At 55.4% G+C, this 17,536-nt stretch carries 20 protein-coding genes, 3 tRNA genes and 1 pseudogene; 12 read left to right on the top strand and 12 right to left on the bottom strand.

The window, feature by feature from the left end; genetic code table 11:
• Nucleotides 1-151: 151 nt before the first annotated feature.
• From FEM41_RS08920 to FEM41_RS25045, 6 genes are all read right to left on the bottom strand, one after another.
• Nucleotides 152-643 carry a YjjA family protein gene (locus tag FEM41_RS08920; protein ID WP_138095641.1) on the bottom strand — a complete coding sequence of 164 codons (492 nt, stop codon included), beginning with the start codon at nucleotides 641-643 and terminating at the stop codon, nucleotides 152-154.
• Between the two features lie 88 nt (nucleotides 644-731).
• Nucleotides 732-1,469, bottom strand: coding sequence for a replicative helicase loader DnaC (dnaC, locus tag FEM41_RS08925; RefSeq protein ID WP_138095642.1), 738 nt, complete (start codon nucleotides 1,467-1,469; stop codon nucleotides 732-734).
• A 2-nt stretch (nucleotides 1,470-1,471) separates the two neighbouring features.
• Entirely contained in the window at nucleotides 1,472-2,014 is a 543-nt protein-coding gene (gene dnaT / locus FEM41_RS08930; protein ID WP_138095643.1) for a primosomal protein DnaT, read from the bottom strand.
• A 103-nt stretch (nucleotides 2,015-2,117) separates the two neighbouring features.
• Nucleotides 2,118-2,765, bottom strand: a complete 648-nt coding sequence (locus FEM41_RS08935) for a TetR/AcrR family transcriptional regulator (protein ID WP_138095644.1) — start codon at nucleotides 2,763-2,765, stop codon at nucleotides 2,118-2,120.
• Nucleotides 2,766-2,786: 21 nt separating this feature from the next.
• A complete protein-coding gene (locus tag FEM41_RS08940; protein ID WP_138095645.1) occupies nucleotides 2,787-2,978 on the bottom strand; it encodes a hypothetical protein in 192 nt (63 codons plus the stop codon).
• A gap of 125 nt (nucleotides 2,979-3,103) precedes the next feature.
• Nucleotides 3,104-3,229 carry a hypothetical protein gene (locus tag FEM41_RS25045; RefSeq protein WP_277752997.1) on the bottom strand — a complete coding sequence of 42 codons (126 nt, stop codon included), beginning with the start codon at nucleotides 3,227-3,229 and terminating at the stop codon, nucleotides 3,104-3,106.
• A gap of 374 nt (nucleotides 3,230-3,603) precedes the next feature.
• Between FEM41_RS25045 and FEM41_RS24845 the strand changes: the two genes are divergently transcribed.
• From FEM41_RS24845 to FEM41_RS08955, 3 genes and pseudogenes are all read left to right on the top strand, one after another.
• Nucleotides 3,604-3,858: an FAD-binding protein gene (locus tag FEM41_RS24845; RefSeq protein WP_241666585.1), complete on the top strand. Its 255-nt coding sequence runs from the start codon at nucleotides 3,604-3,606 to the stop codon at nucleotides 3,856-3,858.
• A gap of 1,891 nt (nucleotides 3,859-5,749) precedes the next feature.
• Nucleotides 5,750-5,947, top strand: a pseudogene (locus FEM41_RS25150) (helix-turn-helix domain-containing protein); the annotation flags it as partial.
• Between the two features lie 617 nt (nucleotides 5,948-6,564).
• Nucleotides 6,565-7,812 carry an MFS transporter gene (locus tag FEM41_RS08955; protein ID WP_138095647.1) on the top strand — a complete coding sequence of 416 codons (1,248 nt, stop codon included), beginning with the start codon at nucleotides 6,565-6,567 and terminating at the stop codon, nucleotides 7,810-7,812.
• On the opposite strand, the gene FEM41_RS08960 is transcribed toward FEM41_RS08955, so the two are convergent.
• Together FEM41_RS08960 and fhuF are read right to left on the bottom strand one after the other, a co-directional pair.
• A complete protein-coding gene (locus tag FEM41_RS08960; RefSeq protein ID WP_138095648.1) occupies nucleotides 7,806-8,264 on the bottom strand; it encodes a YbaK/EbsC family protein in 459 nt (152 codons plus the stop codon). The genes FEM41_RS08955 and FEM41_RS08960 overlap by 7 nt on opposite strands.
• 110 nt (nucleotides 8,265-8,374) lie before the next feature.
• On the bottom strand, nucleotides 8,375-9,163 hold the full coding sequence (gene fhuF / locus FEM41_RS08965) for a siderophore-iron reductase FhuF (RefSeq protein WP_138095649.1): 789 nt from the start codon (nucleotides 9,161-9,163) through the stop codon (nucleotides 8,375-8,377).
• Nucleotides 9,164-9,352: 189 nt separating this feature from the next.
• Here fhuF and FEM41_RS08970 point away from each other — a divergent pair, with 189 nt between their 5' ends.
• Entirely contained in the window at nucleotides 9,353-9,601 is a 249-nt protein-coding gene (locus FEM41_RS08970) for a DUF1435 family protein (protein ID WP_138095650.1), read from the top strand.
• A gap of 61 nt (nucleotides 9,602-9,662) precedes the next feature.
• Here the strand turns inward: FEM41_RS08970 and FEM41_RS08975 are convergent.
• The 4 genes from FEM41_RS08975 to rsmC form a co-directional block, all read right to left on the bottom strand.
• A tRNA-Leu gene (locus tag FEM41_RS08975) sits at nucleotides 9,663-9,749 on the bottom strand.
• A gap of 32 nt (nucleotides 9,750-9,781) precedes the next feature.
• Nucleotides 9,782-9,868, bottom strand: a tRNA-Leu gene (locus FEM41_RS08980).
• Nucleotides 9,869-9,897: 29 nt separating this feature from the next.
• A tRNA-Leu gene (locus FEM41_RS08985) sits at nucleotides 9,898-9,984 on the bottom strand.
• A gap of 124 nt (nucleotides 9,985-10,108) precedes the next feature.
• Nucleotides 10,109-11,137, bottom strand: coding sequence for a 16S rRNA (guanine(1207)-N(2))-methyltransferase RsmC (rsmC, locus tag FEM41_RS08990; protein WP_138095651.1), 1,029 nt, complete (start codon nucleotides 11,135-11,137; stop codon nucleotides 10,109-10,111).
• A 126-nt stretch (nucleotides 11,138-11,263) separates the two neighbouring features.
• On the opposite strand from rsmC, the gene FEM41_RS08995 reads away from it, so the two are divergent.
• The 8 genes from FEM41_RS08995 (at nucleotide 11,264) to FEM41_RS09030 (ending at nucleotide 17,505) form a co-directional block, all read left to right on the top strand.
• The gene (locus tag FEM41_RS08995) at nucleotides 11,264-11,668 is read left to right on the top strand and encodes a DNA polymerase III subunit psi (protein WP_138099147.1); all 405 of its coding nucleotides are present in this window, start codon (nucleotides 11,264-11,266) and stop codon (nucleotides 11,666-11,668) included.
• The gene (rimI, locus tag FEM41_RS09000) at nucleotides 11,646-12,089 is read left to right on the top strand and encodes a ribosomal protein S18-alanine N-acetyltransferase (RefSeq protein ID WP_138095652.1); all 444 of its coding nucleotides are present in this window, start codon (nucleotides 11,646-11,648) and stop codon (nucleotides 12,087-12,089) included. The genes FEM41_RS08995 and rimI overlap by 23 nt, the downstream gene beginning before the upstream one ends.
• 21 nt (nucleotides 12,090-12,110) lie before the next feature.
• A complete protein-coding gene (yjjG, locus tag FEM41_RS09005; RefSeq protein WP_138095653.1) occupies nucleotides 12,111-12,791 on the top strand; it encodes a pyrimidine 5'-nucleotidase in 681 nt (226 codons plus the stop codon).
• A 106-nt stretch (nucleotides 12,792-12,897) separates the two neighbouring features.
• Complete coding sequence (prfC, locus tag FEM41_RS09010; RefSeq protein ID WP_138095654.1) at nucleotides 12,898-14,487, top strand: peptide chain release factor 3; 1,590 nt, start codon at nucleotides 12,898-12,900, stop codon at nucleotides 14,485-14,487.
• A gap of 190 nt (nucleotides 14,488-14,677) precedes the next feature.
• Nucleotides 14,678-15,292: a molecular chaperone OsmY gene (gene osmY, locus FEM41_RS09015; protein ID WP_138095655.1), complete on the top strand. Its 615-nt coding sequence runs from the start codon at nucleotides 14,678-14,680 to the stop codon at nucleotides 15,290-15,292.
• Between the two features lie 100 nt (nucleotides 15,293-15,392).
• Complete coding sequence (locus FEM41_RS09020; RefSeq protein ID WP_138095656.1) at nucleotides 15,393-15,554, top strand: DUF1328 family protein; 162 nt, start codon at nucleotides 15,393-15,395, stop codon at nucleotides 15,552-15,554.
• Between the two features lie 104 nt (nucleotides 15,555-15,658).
• Nucleotides 15,659-16,729 (top strand): patatin-like phospholipase family protein, encoded by a 1,071-nt coding sequence (locus tag FEM41_RS09025; protein ID WP_138095657.1) that lies wholly within the window; start codon nucleotides 15,659-15,661, stop codon nucleotides 16,727-16,729.
• Nucleotides 16,726-17,505 carry a TatD family hydrolase gene (locus FEM41_RS09030; RefSeq protein WP_138095658.1) on the top strand — a complete coding sequence of 260 codons (780 nt, stop codon included), beginning with the start codon at nucleotides 16,726-16,728 and terminating at the stop codon, nucleotides 17,503-17,505. The genes FEM41_RS09025 and FEM41_RS09030 overlap by 4 nt, the downstream gene beginning before the upstream one ends.
• Nucleotides 17,506-17,536 lie beyond the last annotated feature (31 nt).

A 17,536-nucleotide genomic window follows, 5' to 3' on the forward strand; every position in this document is an offset into this window, starting at 1 on the left:
GAAGTGAATAAGCGCAGGCTCTCAGGCCCAAAGGGCCGTAACCGGTTCCGTAAAAAATAACGCCGGGCGTAGAAAATAATTAAGTTTTGTTTAAGTTTGGTTTAACTAAAAGCGGCGGCCCGGGTGGCCGCCGCTTTTGCTGGCTAAAAAATCAGGAAAGGAACTGCTTACCCTGCTTCAGCACCAGATCGCAGGCTTTGGTTTTTACTTTTTCCGCCAGTTGGGAATTCCCCAGGCTTTCCAGATTGAGCTGCTGGCCGTTACCGGTATTCAACAGACCCTGCAGGCCCTGCTGATAGTCCTGCTGCTGATTCTGTTTCTGGGTATCCTCAAGGCCCAGTTTATTCATCAACTGGCTCTTAATGTTGTCCGTACTGGTTACGGAAGCCAGCTTCTGCTTCGCGCAGTACTGCATGACGCCCGCGGCGTTGGTCATGCTGTTGGAGCTCAGCGCCTGGTTGCCGCCGTTAAGCAGACCGGTGAGTTGGGAGAGGGAAGCACCGCCCTGGGAGCCGCTCTGGCTGGAGAGTTCGTTTGCCGCGCTGGACAGTTGATCCTGCCAGTTGGCGGCGCTGGCGCTGCCTGCAACCAGCATCGTGGCCATCGCTGCGCCATAGACCGCCTGTTTTGCCATAAACTTCATTTCGTTCTCCTTATTATTCCTCGTTGCCGGGCACAGTATAGCGTCTGTGCCTTATGGCGAAATCCGATTCTGAATCTTCCGGAAAAGGTCAGTACTCTTTACCGGTGACCCGGCTACGGTAGCTATCCCAGTTAAAGATCACCCACAGGCTGTTACCGAGACGCATCCTGTCCATCACCCGCTCGCCGAGCAGCGTGTTCATTTCATTAATATTCAGGTTAGTTAGCATGCCGGTAGGGCGGCGGGAAGAGGAGCGGCGATCGACGATCTGGTTAATGATCACCTTCTCATAGCGTGATTCGGTCTGCATACCGATCTCGTCGATCACCAGCAGATCGACGTTGCTCAGATCGTTGATCAGACGCTCTTCGGTGGTATCGCCGCCGCCGAAAGTGCCCTTGATGGCCGACATAATATCGGCCACGGTGATAATCAGCACTGTCTTGCCGTGCAGCAGTAGATCGTTGCAGATGGCGGCCGCCAGGTGATTTTTGCCGGTGCCGGGGCGTCCGGAAAAGACGAAGCTGGCGATATTGCCGTCGAATTCGGCGGCGTATTTACGCGCCCGCTCCAGCGCTTTCATCTGTCCTTCACATTCGACCCGGTAGTTGTCGAACGAGCAATTCATATGCAGTTCGCGAATGCCGGAGCGGTTAAAGGTGCGCTGCATTTTCATCGCCTGGTTTTCCCGGGCGATGGCGGCAGAGCGGATGCGACCCTGCTCCTGTTGCCAGGCGAGTAGCTCTTCGCCGCTGGTGAAGGCGGGTTTTACGTTGGCCGGCATCATCTTTTTCAGCCGGGCCATCAGTGCGGCGGTATTTTTCATAGTCAGCCCCGGAATCCGTCAGGAATATTGTCGTCAGGCTGCGATACGGCATTCACATCGCGCCTGGGCGATCCGCCGTTTGCGGCCCGGGAGATCTGAACGCTGCGCGCCAGTTTCTGCTGCCACTGCACGTGGTGAAAGACTTTGCCTTCCGCCTGCCAGTATGCCACGAAGGAGGCCAGCTCCTGGGGGGTCACCGGCTCCCGTAGCATAATGCCCCACAGCGCCGCCAGGCGCTGGAATTCGGGATCCGGCTGCCAGTCCGGATAGATGGCGAATTTGCCCATGGGCGGCGCAATAGGGGCCGCTACGGGCGTTTCCTCGAACAGCGTCTCTTCCAGCGCCACATCGGACACCGGGCGCTTCAGTCGCGCCTCCAGCGCCAGCAGCTCCGCCAGCCGTCCGGCAGTCAGAGCATAAAAGGCAGGCGCGTTATTGTTGAAGACCGCAACGGCACCCTGTCCGGATGTGGCCAGCGCCGCTTCAGGATCCTGGCGGAACGCGTCAATACCGATGACATCGGAAGTCAGGATTTTGGCAGACATAACACCATCTCAGAAAGCATGAAGGACTGCCCAACGGGGCAGAGGAACGGTGGCGTATCATAACATAAATCCATTGCGACAAGGCTCGCAAAAGCGCCGTCCGTTACGGACAGATATAGCGCAGAACCACCCGCACCGCCATCGCACGGTAGTGGGCGCGCATTGCGGCGGCGTCGCTGCCTTCCTCAAACAGCAGTGCAAAGGTGTAGCTGTTAGCTGCGTAGTGGAAGCTAAAGCTGCTGACCAGGCGGTGAACGTCCCGGGCGGTGACGGCGGTGCTGAACAGCTGTTTCGCCTGGCCGCGCTGCAGAATATCGTCCAGTAGCGTCAGGGCGCTGCGATTCACCTCTTTCAGCCGGGCAGAGTCCCGGGCATATCGGCCGCGCTGCATATTCTCCATGCTGATAATCCGTATGAAATCGGGATTATCGGCATGGTAATCGAAGGTGGTTTCCACCAGCAGCACCATCGCTTCGACCGGCGGCAGCTGCGCCAGATTAAGCTGGTGCTCGGCGCCGCGAATCCGGGTATAGACATACTCCAGCACCTGCATATAGAGATGCTCTTTATTTTGAAAATGGTAAACCACCATTCGCTTGGTGGTACCGGCTTTTTCCGCAATTTGCTCCATACGCGCGCCGTTAAGGCCATATTCGGCGAACAGGGCGATGGCGCTGAAAAAAATCTTCTCTTTTAGCGTAGCGGTGGCCTCATCAAAGGGCCCGGGCAGATAGATATCCCGATGTTCCACGGTGTCTCCTTGTACTTTCGGTCATGCCCTGAGCATGGCCTGGGCTTCATAGAGCAGATCGAAGCGATCGCGACACATCGCCTCGACGGTGGGGTGGTGCGCGACTGGCGGCAGGTCAGGCTCAGGGTGCTCCAGAACCTGCCCTGGCGGTCGAGCAGTGGGACCGCCGCCACCCCAGCATACCCGGTTCAAACGCTTTACTGTTAGTGGCATAGCCCTGCTCGCGGATGGCGGCGGTGACCGACATCAACCGGGAATATCGGTCAGCGTATAGGGCGTGATGGGCTGAGGCCGCACCCGGCGCAAAAAGGTCTCTCATTCGTCCGGGCCCAGCGAAATCAGCCACAGTCGACCGCCTGCGGGACAGTGAGTCCGGGCGTCTCTTTGGAAAATAGATGAATCAGCGCCAGCCCTTTCTGTTGGTCAACTATCAGGTCGCGCTGATGCGCCGGGATTTGCTTCATTCGTCACATTTCTGCCATTCATGCCGTCAGATAGCGCGATTATCGCAGCGTCGATGCGATAAACAAGTGAAAGCGGCAAATTCGACGTTGTCGCCTATTACAACCGTTGAAATACCTTTACATATCATTTTATTAACAATGAGGCGGGCAGTGGTCACCGGTTTCCCGGGGGGGTTGGAAAGCGGCGTCTGTCTGATTGGCGATAGTCGCTTACGGTATGGGGTATGCAAAGCCGTTTCCTTTTCCGGTTGTAAACAGCAGACGCGAAGGCTATTTGCTGCGTGGAGAGATGCTGGAGACGCTGGTGCAGCAGTGCGGTATTGATCCGCTGGGGCTGCGGGAAACCGTCAACGCGTTTAATCATCGTGTCAGCAGTGGAAACGACCCGTTCTTTGGGGTCGTTCACCGCTCTGGAGACCGATGACGGGGCGCGGGTACTCGATGGGCAGCAGCGCTCTATCGTGGATCTGTTTGCGGCCGGAAATGATATGTCCAACGTGATGCAGGCCCACTACCCGAGCGGCGGTATTACATTGGGATCCGCCATGACCTTTGGCTGGCTGGCAGACGCCTGGGGGAGGCGCTGTCAGAGCCGAAAAACAATAAAAATAAGAACATTAGTTCTTTAAAAACAGATTATTAACGTTTTTTATTATCCTTAGTTTAAGGTGTTTAGATTGTTACTGATAAAAATAAGTTGAATGTATAAGCCCATTATCCTGCCAGAGAAAGAGAGCTCAAAGACGATAAATCATCTGTAAAACAGGAGGTATCCATGGATTCCCGAGCGCTCCCTCTTGCCGCGCCGTCACTGCTGGATGTGGCGCCACCCCATCCGGTCAGGGCTGCGGCCCAGGCGGGATTTAGCCACGTGAGGCTTCGGCTGTTTCCGGCGACTGACAGTGGACCTCACTATCGATACCCCGCTGGCTCGAGAAACACAGGCGGCACTGACGGATAGCGGGCTGGAGGTATAGGATATTGAGATTCTGCGGCTGACGCTGGCGGCGCCGGGCAATATTCCGGCTTCAGGGCTGAATTATTGTCAGAGCTGTGATGCGTCGGCCCGGAAGCCCAGGGATAAAGCTGAATTAGCCCACCTGGCGCGGGCGACCAGCGCCTGCTGGATGCACGGTGTTGGCCGAACTGGCTCGATCGTCAGCGCTTTTGCTGGCGCATGGATGATTTCCCAGGATTGGTCATTCCGTACGATGTTTCTGGTGTTATTTATTCCGGTGGTGCTGGTGTCTGCGGGAATTTTGGGGATTCGGCATGGGCGCCGTTGTCTGACCACAGACAGACCGGAAACCGTGAAGATATCGTTAGGCCGTCAGGGATAACGCCTTTTTCTGTAGCCAGTAAGGTATTTCCAGGTAATCAGGAGAATCTGGTTCCGGCTACTGGCTACAGCTTTTCGATATGAGACGTAGAAATTTCATGGACATCTCCGAATGCAGGGGCATCAATCGCGTCTGGCTTATGTTTAGTGCTGGTTGTCTCACAGGTAACTGCGTTTTGACAGAGCTTTTGGCCAAATTATCATTCTTTCTCGGTAAGTTATGGTACCTGATTCTTATAGTCTCAAAATGCTTATCAGAATGAGGTCAACAAAGAGAGAATATTCCAGGAGTTTATCTCAGAAAAGGTCTGTGATGGGTATATTATCGATATGAAACATATGGTTTTTTGATGTTTTCTTGCCTGGGTTTGGTTACTTTTATGTTAAATCTCATTTTCTTATATTATTAATCAATTTGATGTTTTATAAAAATAATGATTTCTACGTTTCTTTATTTTTTTTAAGAAACAAAATAAACCTTTTTAAGATTCCGGTGGGATTGACAGATAAACCGTAACAGTATTATTTTATCAGTAATCGGTATTCCTTTGCTGTCGTTTGGAATATTGAGAATTTTCTACTCATTAAGATAAATGCGGTCTGGGTACTAAGAATTTTCTTCGTGTTGTGTAGGACCGAACGTTACCTTTTTACTGTTGAAAATAAAACGCTTTTGTTACTCACTGCAGAAAAACAAAAGGAGCAGTTATTAGTAGTTTCAGCAAAATAAATTACGGGAGGAGTTAACGATGTCACAGGGACGTCATCAGAATGCGATTATTTTTAGCCGCTACCCCGCGATGGCGGCGGGTCTGGAACAGGGGCTCCAGGGGCTCGATCCGCAGACGGCTATACATACCGTTGAAAGCCACGAAGCCGTGACGCCTCAGTTATTGAGGAAGGCGACGTTGGCGGTCATTGACCTGACCGGCGATGCCGTTGAAGTTGAACAGGATTTTCAGCAACTGAGAACTTTGTATCAGATGGGTCATCATATCTCCTGGGTCTTTTTGATACCTCATTTCGCCCGCTTTACCGCGATGCAACAGCTGCTGTGGCCGGGTAGCCTGCTGCTGCCAAATACCTTTACTTTGGCAGAGATTCAGAATTTTATTCGCAATGGTGAAGGTGGGAACTACCTGGGTGAAATTGATGGCGCTGCTCAGGAGGGGCGACAGCCGTTAACGCTTTCGGAGCGCCAGGTTTTACGACTGATGGCAAAAGGATGGAGTATCAATCAGATTTCCGGTCTGCTTAAAAAGAGTAATAAGACCGTTAGCGCTCAGAAAAATAGCGCTATGCGTCGTCTGGCTTTGCGCAGTAACGCCGAGATGTATGCCTGGATCAACAGCCCCCGCGGTATGCGTGAGCTGAACGTTCAGCCGCTGGAATCCCTGGGAAAGTAGACCATTGCCGACCGTACCGGCAGGCGCCGGTTGTGGTTGCAGAGCAATGGCTGTTGTAAGCCCCTTGCCCCGTTTACCTGTTAAATGGGGCTTTTTTATGGTTCATCGCGGATTAGCGTGAAACTGGAGTTATGGTGGTTAGCCCATTTGTCTTGATGAATATGCAATGGTGGAGAAGGTTCCGTTCACCTTAAGGTGATTTTGCCTATGCCAGTTCCGGAACCGGTGAATCAACAGAGCAGCAGTCACGAAAAGTGAACGGAACAGCCACCGCATCATCATATTCTGCCGGTTTTTAGCTTCCGCTTTCGAATACTCCACGCTAATCCGCGATGAACCTTTTTTATGGGCGGGGAATAATAAATTGTAAATGAAATATTTAGCTTGCTATTATTACAAGTGGAAACCATTTTGCGGGTTATTTCAGCATGCGGCTCTGATATAAACAAATAATTAACATATGGAAAACATGTGTTAACTGGGCTGGCGTTGCCTCCGCGACAGGGACTGCCCCGATCTCTCCTTGCCTGACTCAAACGCGAGCCATTCTTTTACCGCAATGTCGGTGTTTGCAAGACAGGACATACCCTATGTTTACTCCCCTTACCTGGACGTCAACGCAACGTCATGTCGCGATGGCCAGCTTTTCCGCGTGGATGCTGGATGCCTTCGATTTCTTCATACTGGTTTTTGTGCTGAGTGATTTAGCCAGCTATTTCCACTCTTCGGTGGCGGATGTTTCGCTGGCGATTATGCTGACCCTTGCGGTGCGACCTATCGGCGCGCTGATCTTTGGTCGGCTGGCCGAAAAGTTCGGGCGGCGGCCGGTTATGATGTTTAACGTTGCCTGCTTTTCGGTATTCGAGCTGCTCTCGGCCTGGTCGCCCACCTTTTCCGCTTTTCTGCTGTTCCGGGTGATCTACGGCGTTGCCATGGGCGGTATTTGGGGCGTTGCCTCCTCGCTGGCGATGGAAACCATTCCCGACCGCTCGCGCGGCTTGATGTCAGGCCTGTTTCAGGCCGGGTATCCCTGCGGCTATCTGCTGGCTTCGGTGATTTTTGGGCTGTTCTATTCACTGGTGGGCTGGCGCGGGATGTTCCTGATTGGCGCATTGCCCATTGTCCTGCTGCCCTATATCTGGTTTAAGGTACCGGAATCGCCGGTCTGGCTGGCGGCGCGCGAGCGTAAAGAGAGCGCGGCGCTGCTGCCAACGCTACGCAGTCACTGGAAGCTCTGCCTGTATCTGGTGCTGGTCATGGCCTGCTTCAACTTCTTCAGTCACGGTACTCAGGATCTCTATCCCACCTTCCTGAAAGTGCAGCACGGTTTCGATCCCCATACCGTCAGTACCATTGCCATTTTCTACAATATCGCCGCCATGCTGGGCGGTATTCTGTTTGGCTCGGTGTCTGAGCGCATGGGCCGCAAGAAGGCTATGATGGTGGCCGCATTCCTGGCGCTGCCGGTACTGCCGCTCTGGGCCTTTTCCAGCGGCTCTTTTACCATCGGGCTGGGGGCTTTTCTGATGCAGTTTATGGTCCAGGGCGCCTGGGGCGTGGTACCGACCTGGCTGAATGAGCTGGTACCAGCTAATGCTCGTGCCGTACTGCCTGGCTTCGTTTACCAGTTGGGTAACCTGATTGCTTCGGTGAATGCGACGCTACAGGCGACCATCGCCGAACGCCACGGTGGCGATTATGGTCTGGCGATGGCCATTGTGGCCGGGACGGTGGCGATTCTTATCTGCCTGCTGGTGGCCTTTGGCCGGGAAACCCGGGGGATGGTGATTTCTGGCCAGCAGGGCGTAACCCCGGCGTCACGGCAACACAGTCATTGACAGAGATCGGCCCATGTGGCTTCTGTGAGCTCCGCAAGCCGGGAAGGCGATATACGTACGGCGCTATGGATGGCGCCCGCGGCGGGGAGAACTTCAGCAAATTGTTGCAGGGAAACATCGCAGTAAATCGGTAGCGGATTCTCCAGCCCAAACGGGCAGACGCCCCCCACCGGATGGCCGGTCCAGGTCACCACTTCATCGCTGCTCAGCATCCGGGCCCTGGCGCCAAAAAAGGACTTTAGCTTCTTATTGTCGAGGCGAGCGTCTCCTTTCGCGACGACCAGTACCACATTGTCTTTTACTTTGAGTGAGAGTGTTTTGGCGATCTGCCCGGGCGTTACACCATGAGCGACGGCGGCCAGTGCGACAGTAGCGGTACTCTGATTCAGTTCAATGATTTCAATATCGGGGGCATTGTCGGCAAAAAACTGCCTAACGGATTGCAGGCTCATTAATCTTCTCCTGATAAATGCGCCTGATAATCTGTCACAGGGAGAGCGGGCTGTAAACCGCCAGGACCGCTATAGCGACCGGGAATTCAGAGCTTTCTGTATGTAGGGGATTATTTCAGGGTGCAGTCGCCGCACTGCTGGACACCGGGCAGTCGGTTGCGCTGGCAGCAGGTGCGGCGTACCAGCAGGCCGTCGCGCGGAACGACGGTGCGAAACAGCGGGTTATCGCGACCGCAGCTTAACTGTTTGCTGAAGAAGCAGCGCTGGCGCAGGGCATGATACTGTTCATCGCCCAGCAGGGAACGGATTTCGCCCAGGAACCAGTTCACCAGATAGCCGGTGTTGCTCCAGATTAGCTTGCCGCTAACGCCGCCGCTGTTTTCCAGGGCGCTGACGACCGGCAGAATGCCATCCATCCACAGTGATTCCAGGCGCTGCTCAAACGAGAGTGTCGTGAGCTGGCGATTTTCGCGAACGTGCAGATGGAAGTGGGCGACGCGGCCGGTTTCATGGAAGACGGCGTGTACGGCGTCAGGGGCGACTGACAGCGCTTTACCAGAATGGAACAGCGCCAGCATTAGTGGGGGCACCAGCAGACCGATGTACCACTGCGCCCAGAGAGAGGCCAGTGGCTTATTCTGGCGCTGCGCATCCGGGTCGTTACGATAGATATGTTGCGCGTAGCTTGCCATCAGGGCTTCGAGGGTGGCGGGGCGGGACCATTCGCTCAGCGTCATTCCCTCTGCCGGAAGCTGGTCCGACAGAGTTATGGTCTCATTAAACCACGGGCGCTGTTCACTAAAGGCGGCACGAAGCGTTTCGGCCAGCGGCTGCATCCTGCCTGTCTGTTCCGGCAGCCAGATCCCCGGCTGCGCAATGTGCGTGCTCTGTAGTGACATGGGCGAATTGCCAATCTAAATGATAATGATTGCCAATCTTAATCATCGCTATAACCGATGGCAAGGGATTTCCTGGAAGGCATGCGTAGCATCAAAAAATGGTGATAGCAGAAGAAAAAAGTGGGCTGACAAATGAGAAGTACTACCATATGATACTGGTTATCATTATCAATTGTTGGAATGGTCGATATGTTGCAACGGGGTCTGGAAAGCGGTTGGGCTGGCCTGTTTTCTGGCGTTCTGGTGGCGTCGGGGCTGATATTGGGCGATCTCTCGTTTGGCACCTGGCGGTTACTGATGGCGCTGGCGATGGTGGCGACCGTCGCGATGCTGTTCCACCGGCGGCTGCGCCACTATCTGCTGTTGCCATCCTGCATTGTCGTCGCGATGGGAATGGTGCCTGTGCTGATGCATAGCGCAGCGTTTTCCGGCCATTAGCGGGAAGGGCATGAAAAAGCGTTTGGATTTTGGGGAAATAAGAGAAAAATCAGGAAGAGACTGGTGCGAGGGGAGGGACTTGAACCCTCACGTCCGAAAGGACACTAACACCTGAAGCTAGCGCGTCTACCAATTCCGCCACCTTCGCACAGTTTGTCTGATGTGATATCGCCCGCGCAGTGGTGCGAGGGGAGGGACTTGAACCCTCACGTCCGTAAGGACACTAACACCTGAAGCTAGCGCGTCTACCAATTCCGCCACCTTCGCAGGTACTGCTAACGATATCTTGTGGTTGTTGGTGCGAGGGGAGGGACTTGAACCCTCACGTCCGTAAGGACACTAACACCTGAAGCTAGCGCGTCTACCAATTCCGCCACCTTCGCATCACAGCGCGAGAAATCTCGCAACCACGGAGGCGCATTCTAGATGTTTTATCGCCGTCGTCAACAGTTAATTATGTGCCGTCATGCTGAATGGTGCAAAAAGCGGCACATTGGGCAAAAAACGTTAACGGCGGGCGCCGCGGCCATATATGGCGCGATATACCTTAAAGCGTCCGTTCTGGGCCAGCACCTCGTGACTGCCGAAAACTTCGTCCAGCACATTCGGATATGGCAGGAAGGCGTTGGCGACAATTCTGAGCTCGCCGCCGCTGTTCAGGTGGCGTACGGAGTGACGGATGAGCTGACGAGCTGCTTCCAGGCTGGTTTCGCGCCCTTCGTGGAACGGCGGGTTGGAGAGGATGATATCGAAACGCCCCTGTACGTCGGACAACACATTACTGGCCAGTACGTTGCCTTCCAGACCGTTTGCAGCAAGCGTCGCGCGGCTGGCGGCCAGAGCCGGGGCCGAAACGTCACACAGGGTCAGACGCACCTTGGGGGAATGACGCGCCAGCGCAACGGCGAGTACCCCGGCGCCGCAGCCTACATCCAGCACTTTACCTTTGGTATGGGGCATAAAGGTGGAGAGCAGCAGTTGGCTGCCGCTGTCGAGCCCGTCGCGGCTGAAGACTCCGGGCAGGGTTTTGATGGTCATGCCGTCGTGGTGATACTCGCCCCACCAGGCTTCAGGGTCGAAAGCCGGGCGCGTTTCGAGCTGGCCATAGTAGAAGCCGCAGCGTCGGGCGCTGTCCACTTTATTCAAAGTCGCATAGTCCGCCAGCATCTGTTCGGCGCTGCGCACGCCGCTGCGGTTTTCCCCGACGATGAAAATATCGCATCCTTCCGGCAGCAGCGACAGCAGGTTCATTAGCTGATACTGGGCTTCGGGCTTGTTTTTGGGCCAGTAGTAGACCAGCGTATCGCTGTCGCCGATGGCATCGGCATCGGCCTGCAGGCCAAAACGGGCGCGATCATCCATCTGCGCGCTCAGTAGCTGCCAGTGGTGGTACTGCCAGGTGTACACCCGGCTCCGGGCCGTTTCGAGCTGTGCTGGCAGGGTATCCTGGAGATCGCCTGCGAACAGCACGCGGCGGTGGGTAAAATCATCACTGTGGCGCAGCACGACTTCGCTTGCGGGGCACCAGGCGGACATAAAACGACTCCTTCTCATAGTTGGCCGGGGATTATAACCCCAACGCGCTGGAAGCGGCATCTGTTGGCGGGGATTCGATGAATTTGCTATATTTGCGGCCTTCTGGTGACTGGAGCAGATTTCGTGATGACATCCCGACGTGACAGGCAGCTCACGCAACTGGGGATCACCCAGTGGCGGCTTCGACGCCCCGCGGTGTTGCAGGGCGAAATCGCGCTCAGAATCCCCGAACATATCCGCCTGGTGATGGTGGCTGATAAGCCGCCCGCATTAACCGATCCCCTGATTCAGGACGTGCTGCGCGCGCTGATGCTAACGGAGGCCAGTGTGCTGCCGCTTACGCCAGAGCGTGCGGCGTTGCTGCCTGAGGGGAGCCGCTGCAATAGCTGGCGGTTGGGCGTGGAAGCGCCGCTGACGCTGCCTGGCGTCCAGCTCTCTTCACCGGGTTTCGACGAGCTTCTTCATAACGCTGCGGCGCGTATCGCGCTCTGGCGTCAGATTTGTGAACATGAACAGGATCTCTTCCCTTAATCCGGAGGATTTGGCGCAGGCCTGGGCCATTGAACAGCGCAGCCACGCCTTCCCATGGAGCGAAAAAACTTTCGCAAGCAATCAGGGTGAACGTTATCTCAACGTCCGGCTCGATGTGGATGACGAGATGGCGGCTTTCGCCATTACCCAGGTGGTACTGGACGAAGCCACGCTGTTTAATATCGCGGTCGATCCCGCCTGGCAGCGGCGCGGGCTTGGCCGTCAGTTACTGACGCATTTGATCGGTGAACTGGAACAACGCGATGTCCTTACGCTGTGGCTGGAGGTGCGCGCGTCTAACGTCGCCGCCATCGCACTCTATGAAAGCCTCGGCTTTAATGAGGTGACGGTACGCCGCAACTACTATCCCACCACAGACGGACGTGAGGACGCCATTATTATGGCCCTGCCGCTGGGCTAAATAACAACAAAGGTGATGTAAATGAAGTGGGACTGGATACTCTTTGACGCTGATGAAACGCTGTTCAGCTTCGACTCCTTTGGCGGGCTGCAGCGCATGTTTCTTGACTACAGCGTGACCTTTACCCCAGAGGACTACCAGGATTACCAGGCCGTTAATAAACCGCTTTGGGTTGATTACCAGAACGGTAACATCACCGCTTTACAGTTGCAGCATCAGCGCTTCCAGGGGTGGGCCGATCGCCTGAGGGTACCGGCCAGTGATTTGAATGACGCCTTTCTGAACGCGATGGCCGAGATTTGTACGCCGCTACCTGGGGCTGTCTCACTGCTTAACGCCCTGAAAGGTCAGTCGAAGATGGGCATTATCACCAACGGGTTTAGCGCGCTGCAAAATCGTCGTCTGTCCCGAACTGGCCTGAAGGACTATTTCGATCTGCTGGTGATTTCCGAAGAGGTGGGCGTTGCCAAACCGGATCGCAAAATTTTTGACCATGCGCTGGCGCGTATGGGCGAACCTTCCCGGGAGCGGGTGCTGATGGTCGGCGATACCGCCGAATCAGACATTCTGGGCGGTATGAATGCCGGGCTTTCCACCGTTTGGCTGAATGCCCACCGCCGCCCCTTGCCGGAAGGCATTCGTCCCGACTGGCAGGTTGCTTCGCTGCCGGAGCTGGAAGCGCTGCTGTGCCATGAAGAATAGTGTAATGAATAATTGTCTAACCCGCGGTGATGAGTAAAATTGCCCCACTTTCTTGAATACCCTGCGCGCGAACAGAAACCGCGCGCCGCAACCTGAAGACTGAACTATGACCTTGTCTCCTTATTTGCAAGAGGTGGCGAAGCGCCGCACTTTTGCCATCATCTCTCACCCGGACGCCGGTAAAACCACCATTACGGAAAAGGTACTGCTGTTCGGACAGGCGATTCAGACCGCGGGTACGGTTAAAGGTCGCGGCGCCAGTCAGCACGCTAAATCGGACTGGATGGAGATGGAAAAGCAGCGTGGTATCTCTATCACCACGTCGGTAATGCAGTTTCCCTATCATGACTCGCTGGTCAACCTGCTTGATACCCCCGGGCACGAAGACTTCTCGGAAGATACCTACCGTACCCTGACGGCGGTGGACTGCTGTCTGATGGTGATTGATGCCGCGAAAGGGGTTGAGGATCGTACCCGTAAGCTGATGGAAGTTACCCGTCTGCGCGATACGCCGATCATCACCTTTATGAACAAACTGGACCGTGATATCCGCGATCCGATGGAACTGCTGGATGAAGTGGAAAGCGAGCTGAAAATTGCCTGCGCCCCCATTACCTGGCCAATCGGCTGCGGCAAGCTGTTTAAAGGGGTTTATCACCTGTATAAGGATGAGACTTATCTCTACCAGAGCGGCCAGGGGCACACCATCCAGGAAGTGCGTATCGTTAAGGGGCTGAATAATCCCGAGCTGGACGCCGCCGTGGGCGAAGATCTGGCGCAGCAGCTGCGCGATGAGCTGGAACTGGTGCAGGGAGCTTCCAACGAATTCGATAAAGAGTTGTTCCTGAGCGGCGACATTACGCCGGTATTCTTCGGTACCGCGCTGGGTAACTTCGGCGTTGATCATATGCTCGATGGTCTGGTGGAGTGGGCGCCAGCGCCGATGCCGCGTGTGACCGATACCCGTACGGTCGAGGCCAGTGAAGAGAAGTTCTCCGGCTTTGTCTTTAAAATTCAGGCCAATATGGACCCCAAACACCGCGATCGCGTGGCTTTTATGCGCGTGGTTTCCGGCCGCTATGAGAAGGGCATGAAGCTGCGCCAGGTGCGTACCGGTAAGGATGTGGTGATTTCCGATGCCCTGACCTTTATGGCGGGAGATCGCGCCCACGTGGAAGAGGCGTATCCCGGCGATATTATCGGCCTGCATAACCATGGCACTATCCAGATTGGCGACACCTTTACTCAGGGTGAGGCGATGAAGTTCACCGGCATTCCTAACTTTGCGCCTGAACTGTTCCGCCGTATTCGCCTGCGCGATCCGCTGAAGCAGAAGCAGTTACTCAAAGGGCTGGTGCAGCTTTCGGAAGAAGGCGCGGTGCAGGTGTTCCGTCCCGTTGCCAATAACGATCTGATCGTGGGCGCCGTAGGGGTGCTGCAGTTTGATGTGGTGGTGGCGCGTCTTAAGAGCGAGTACAACGTTGAGGCACTCTATGAGTCGATAAACGTCGCCACCGCCCGCTGGGTCGAGTGTGATAATGCGAAGAAATTCGACGAGTTCCAGCGCAAGAACGAGCAGCAGCTGGCACTGGACGGCGGCGATAACCTGACCTATATCGCCCCGACCATGGTTAACCTGAATCTGACCCAGGAACGCTATCCTGACGTCACTTTCCGCAAGACCCGCGAACACTAAGCCCGCCTGACTGGAGCGCGGCATTTTGGCTGCGCTCCATAATTCTTCTGAAATATTAATTGGTTAAAGAATACTCCTAATTCCCTGGTGATACTGCCGTTTTCAGGTTTATCTCCATGCGCTTTTATTCTGCTCGTCTATATTTAATAAAGTTAGATTCTGATGGATAAGCAAAAACAGGAGTGAACCGATGAATAATCCGATGATTTCTAAAACGCTACTGGCCGTGGTACTGGGTACCGTTCTGGCGAGCGGCTCTGCCATGGCGCAGAGCGATGCGGCGAACAAGGTCCAGTCTGGCACCGAGAGTGCAGGGCAGAAAATCGATAGTTCGATGAAAAAAGTCGGTAACTTCATGGATGACAGCGCTATCACCGCAAAGGTGAAGGCGGCGCTGGTAGACGATGAAGCGATCAAAAGCAGCGATATTTCGGTGAAAACCGACGATAAAGTGGTGACGCTAAGCGGTTTTGTGACCAGCCAGGCGGAAGCTGAAAAAGCGGTGCAACTGGCGAAAGGGATTGAGGGCGTGACCTCGGTGAGCGATAAGCTGCATGTGAAAGACAGCAAGGCCCAGAGCCTGAAAGGCTATGCGGGCGATACCGCCACCACCAGCGAAATTAAAGCCAAAATGCTGGCGGATGATGGGTTGCCTTCACGCAATGTGAAAGTCAAAACCACCGACGGTGTAGTGCAACTGACCGGTAACGTAGAAACCCAGGCTCAGGCCGATAGGGCCGAGAGTATTGCAAAGGCCGTTGAAGGCGTGAAAAGCGTGAAAAACGACCTGAAAGTTCAGCCGTAATACCCTGATTCAGGGCGGCATGAAAAGCGTCAGTAACGGGAGTCTTCCCACTCGAGAGCGATTTGTCACCACTTAGATATCCAACTAAAAGGAGCTGTGTATGTTTCGATGGGGCATTATTTTTCTGATTATTGCACTGATTGCGGCAGCTCTGGGCTTTGGTGGCCTGGCGGGTGCGGCGGCAAGCGCCGCAAAAATTGTTTTCGTGGTCGGTGTTATCCTGTTCCTGGTTAGCCTTTTTATGGGGCGCAGGCGCCCTTAGCCCGGGCCAGGTATTTGTAACAAAATAGCCAGCCTTCGGGCTGGCTATTTTGTTCTGAATGCAGAATGATCGTCCATAACGATAATATCTTCAGGAAAGCAGCGGTGGGGCAGAGAATACCTGTAACGCTCGGCAATATTGCGCCGCTGGCGTTAAAACCCTTTCATCCCGGTAAACTGGCGCTGGTCTGTGAAGGCGGCGGTCAGCGCGGTATCTTTACCGCAGGCGTGCTGGACGAATTCCAGGACGCTAATTTCGACCCGTTCGATCTTTATTTCGGGACATCGGCCGGTGCTCAGAATTTGTCGGCCTTTGTCTGCCGCCAGCCCGGCTATGCCCGGCGAGTCATTACCCGCTACACGACGCGCAGCGAATTCTTTAATCCGCTGCGTTTTGTGCGCGGTGGTAATCTGATCGATCTCGACTGGCTGGTGGATGCCACCTCCCGGAAGATGCCGCTGGCTATGGATAATGCCGCACGGCTGTTCGACGCCGGTCGTGAGTTCTATATGTGCGCCTGCCGCAGTGATAACGACTACACGCCGGATTACTTCGCGCCTGACAGCGGTAACTGGCTCGATGTGATTCGCGCTTCCAGCGCGATTCCCGGCTTCTACCGCACCGGCGTCCAGCTCGGTGACTTCAGCTATCAGGATGGCGGAATCAGCGATGCGATTCCGGTTCGCCAGGCGGCGCAGCGCGGCGCACAAACGCTGGTAGTGATCCGCACCGTCCCTTCCCAGATGTACTATACGCCCCAGTGGTTTCGGCGCATGGAGCGCTGGTTGGGAGAGGGAAGCCTGAAGCCGTTGATCAACCTGGTGCAGCATCATGAAACCAGCTATGCGGCCATCCAGAAGTTCATCGATAAACCGCCTGGTGACCTGCGCATTTTCGAAATTTACCCGCCCGGGCCATTGAAGAGCATTGCCTTAGGCAGCCGCCAGGCAGCGTTACGCAGCGACTATAAGCTGGGCCGCCAGTGCGGGCGCTACTTCCTGGCGACAGTCGGGCGCATGCTGGCCCGTAAACCGCCGCTGCGTCGCTTTAGCGCGCCGGTGGTGTCTGCGCCAGCGGCGCTGCCGGAAGCGGTATCCCTGATGACGCCCGCAGCCAATGATATCGCGGTGCCGCAGGCCAATGATGCCGCGTTTAACAACGAGGATCTGGCGTGAGCTGGCGCTTTATCGACACTCACTGCCATTTCGATTTTCCCCCTTTCGAGGGGGATGAAACGGAAAGCCTGGCCCGGGCCGCCAGGGCTGGCGTTGAGCGCGTCATTGTTCCGGCGGTGTGCGCTTCGCGCTTCGATGATGTGCTTTCGCTTGCCTGTCAGCATCCGGCGATTTATGCCGCGCTGGGGCTGCATCCGGTGTGGGTAGCGCAACACGATGATGCGGCACTGGCATCGCTGGAGCAGCATCTGAGCCAGCGCCCTTCCGGGCTGGTGGCGATTGGCGAAATTGGTCTCGATCGCTATATTCCCGAGCCGCAGTTTGACAGGCAGATGGCGCTGCTGGAAGCCCAGCTTCGGCTGGCAAAACATTATGATCTACCGGTGATTTTGCATTCGCGCCGAACCCACGACCCGCTGGCGGCCCTGCTGCGTCGCATGGCGCTACCGCGGGCGGGCGTTGTACACGGTTTTTCCGGCAGTCTGCAACAGGCGCAGCATTTTGTATCGCTGGGCTACCGCATCGGCGTAGGGGGCACCATTACTTATCCCCGGGCCAGTAAGACCCGCGCGGTGATGGCGAAGCTGTCGCTCGATGCGCTGCTGCTGGAGACTGATGCACCCGATATGCCGCTCAACGGCTGGCAGGGGCAGCCCAACCGACCGGAACGGGTCACGGAGGTCTTTCGGGCGCTCTGTGAGCTGCGCAGCGAATCTCCCCGACAAATTGCCGATGCGTTATTCGAAAACGCCAGTCGGTTGTTTGCGCTATCCTGACGATAAAGTGTGATATTCGTCACTTTATAAA

The sequence above is a fragment of the Jejubacter calystegiae genome (genome assembly GCF_005671395.1).
Classification (GTDB): Bacteria; Pseudomonadota; Gammaproteobacteria; order Enterobacterales; family Enterobacteriaceae; genus Jejubacter; species Jejubacter calystegiae.

What these genes read in the sequence shown, in the direction of transcription:
- FEM41_RS08940 (WP_138095645.1), bottom strand. Translation starts at nt 2,978, where the DNA reads ATGCCACTAACAGTAAAGCGTTTGAACCGGGTATGCTGGGGTGGCGGC.
- rsmC (WP_138095651.1), bottom strand. Translation starts at nt 11,137, where the DNA reads ATGTCCGCCTGGTGCCCCGCAAGCGAAGTCGTGCTGCGCCACAGTGAT.
- FEM41_RS08970 (WP_138095650.1), top strand. Translation starts at nt 9,353, where the DNA reads ATGTTGCAACGGGGTCTGGAAAGCGGTTGGGCTGGCCTGTTTTCTGGC.
- rimI (WP_138095652.1), top strand. Translation starts at nt 11,646, where the DNA reads ATGAACAGGATCTCTTCCCTTAATCCGGAGGATTTGGCGCAGGCCTGG.
- FEM41_RS08920 (WP_138095641.1), bottom strand. Translation starts at nt 643, where the DNA reads ATGAAGTTTATGGCAAAACAGGCGGTCTATGGCGCAGCGATGGCCACG.
- FEM41_RS09020 (WP_138095656.1), top strand. Translation starts at nt 15,393, where the DNA reads ATGTTTCGATGGGGCATTATTTTTCTGATTATTGCACTGATTGCGGCA.
- FEM41_RS08960 (WP_138095648.1), bottom strand. Translation starts at nt 8,264, where the DNA reads ATGAGCCTGCAATCCGTTAGGCAGTTTTTTGCCGACAATGCCCCCGAT.
- osmY (WP_138095655.1), top strand. Translation starts at nt 14,678, where the DNA reads ATGAATAATCCGATGATTTCTAAAACGCTACTGGCCGTGGTACTGGGT.
- yjjG (WP_138095653.1), top strand. Translation starts at nt 12,111, where the DNA reads ATGAAGTGGGACTGGATACTCTTTGACGCTGATGAAACGCTGTTCAGC.
- FEM41_RS08955 (WP_138095647.1), top strand. Translation starts at nt 6,565, where the DNA reads ATGTTTACTCCCCTTACCTGGACGTCAACGCAACGTCATGTCGCGATG.
- fhuF (WP_138095649.1), bottom strand. Translation starts at nt 9,163, where the DNA reads ATGTCACTACAGAGCACGCACATTGCGCAGCCGGGGATCTGGCTGCCG.
- dnaC (WP_138095642.1), bottom strand. Translation starts at nt 1,469, where the DNA reads ATGAAAAATACCGCCGCACTGATGGCCCGGCTGAAAAAGATGATGCCG.
- dnaT (WP_138095643.1), bottom strand. Translation starts at nt 2,014, where the DNA reads ATGTCTGCCAAAATCCTGACTTCCGATGTCATCGGTATTGACGCGTTC.
- FEM41_RS25045 (WP_277752997.1), bottom strand. Translation starts at nt 3,229, where the DNA reads ATGAAGCAAATCCCGGCGCATCAGCGCGACCTGATAGTTGACCAACAG.
- FEM41_RS08995 (WP_138099147.1), top strand. Translation starts at nt 11,264, where the DNA reads ATGACATCCCGACGTGACAGGCAGCTCACGCAACTGGGGATCACCCAG.
- prfC (WP_138095654.1), top strand. Translation starts at nt 12,898, where the DNA reads ATGACCTTGTCTCCTTATTTGCAAGAGGTGGCGAAGCGCCGCACTTTT.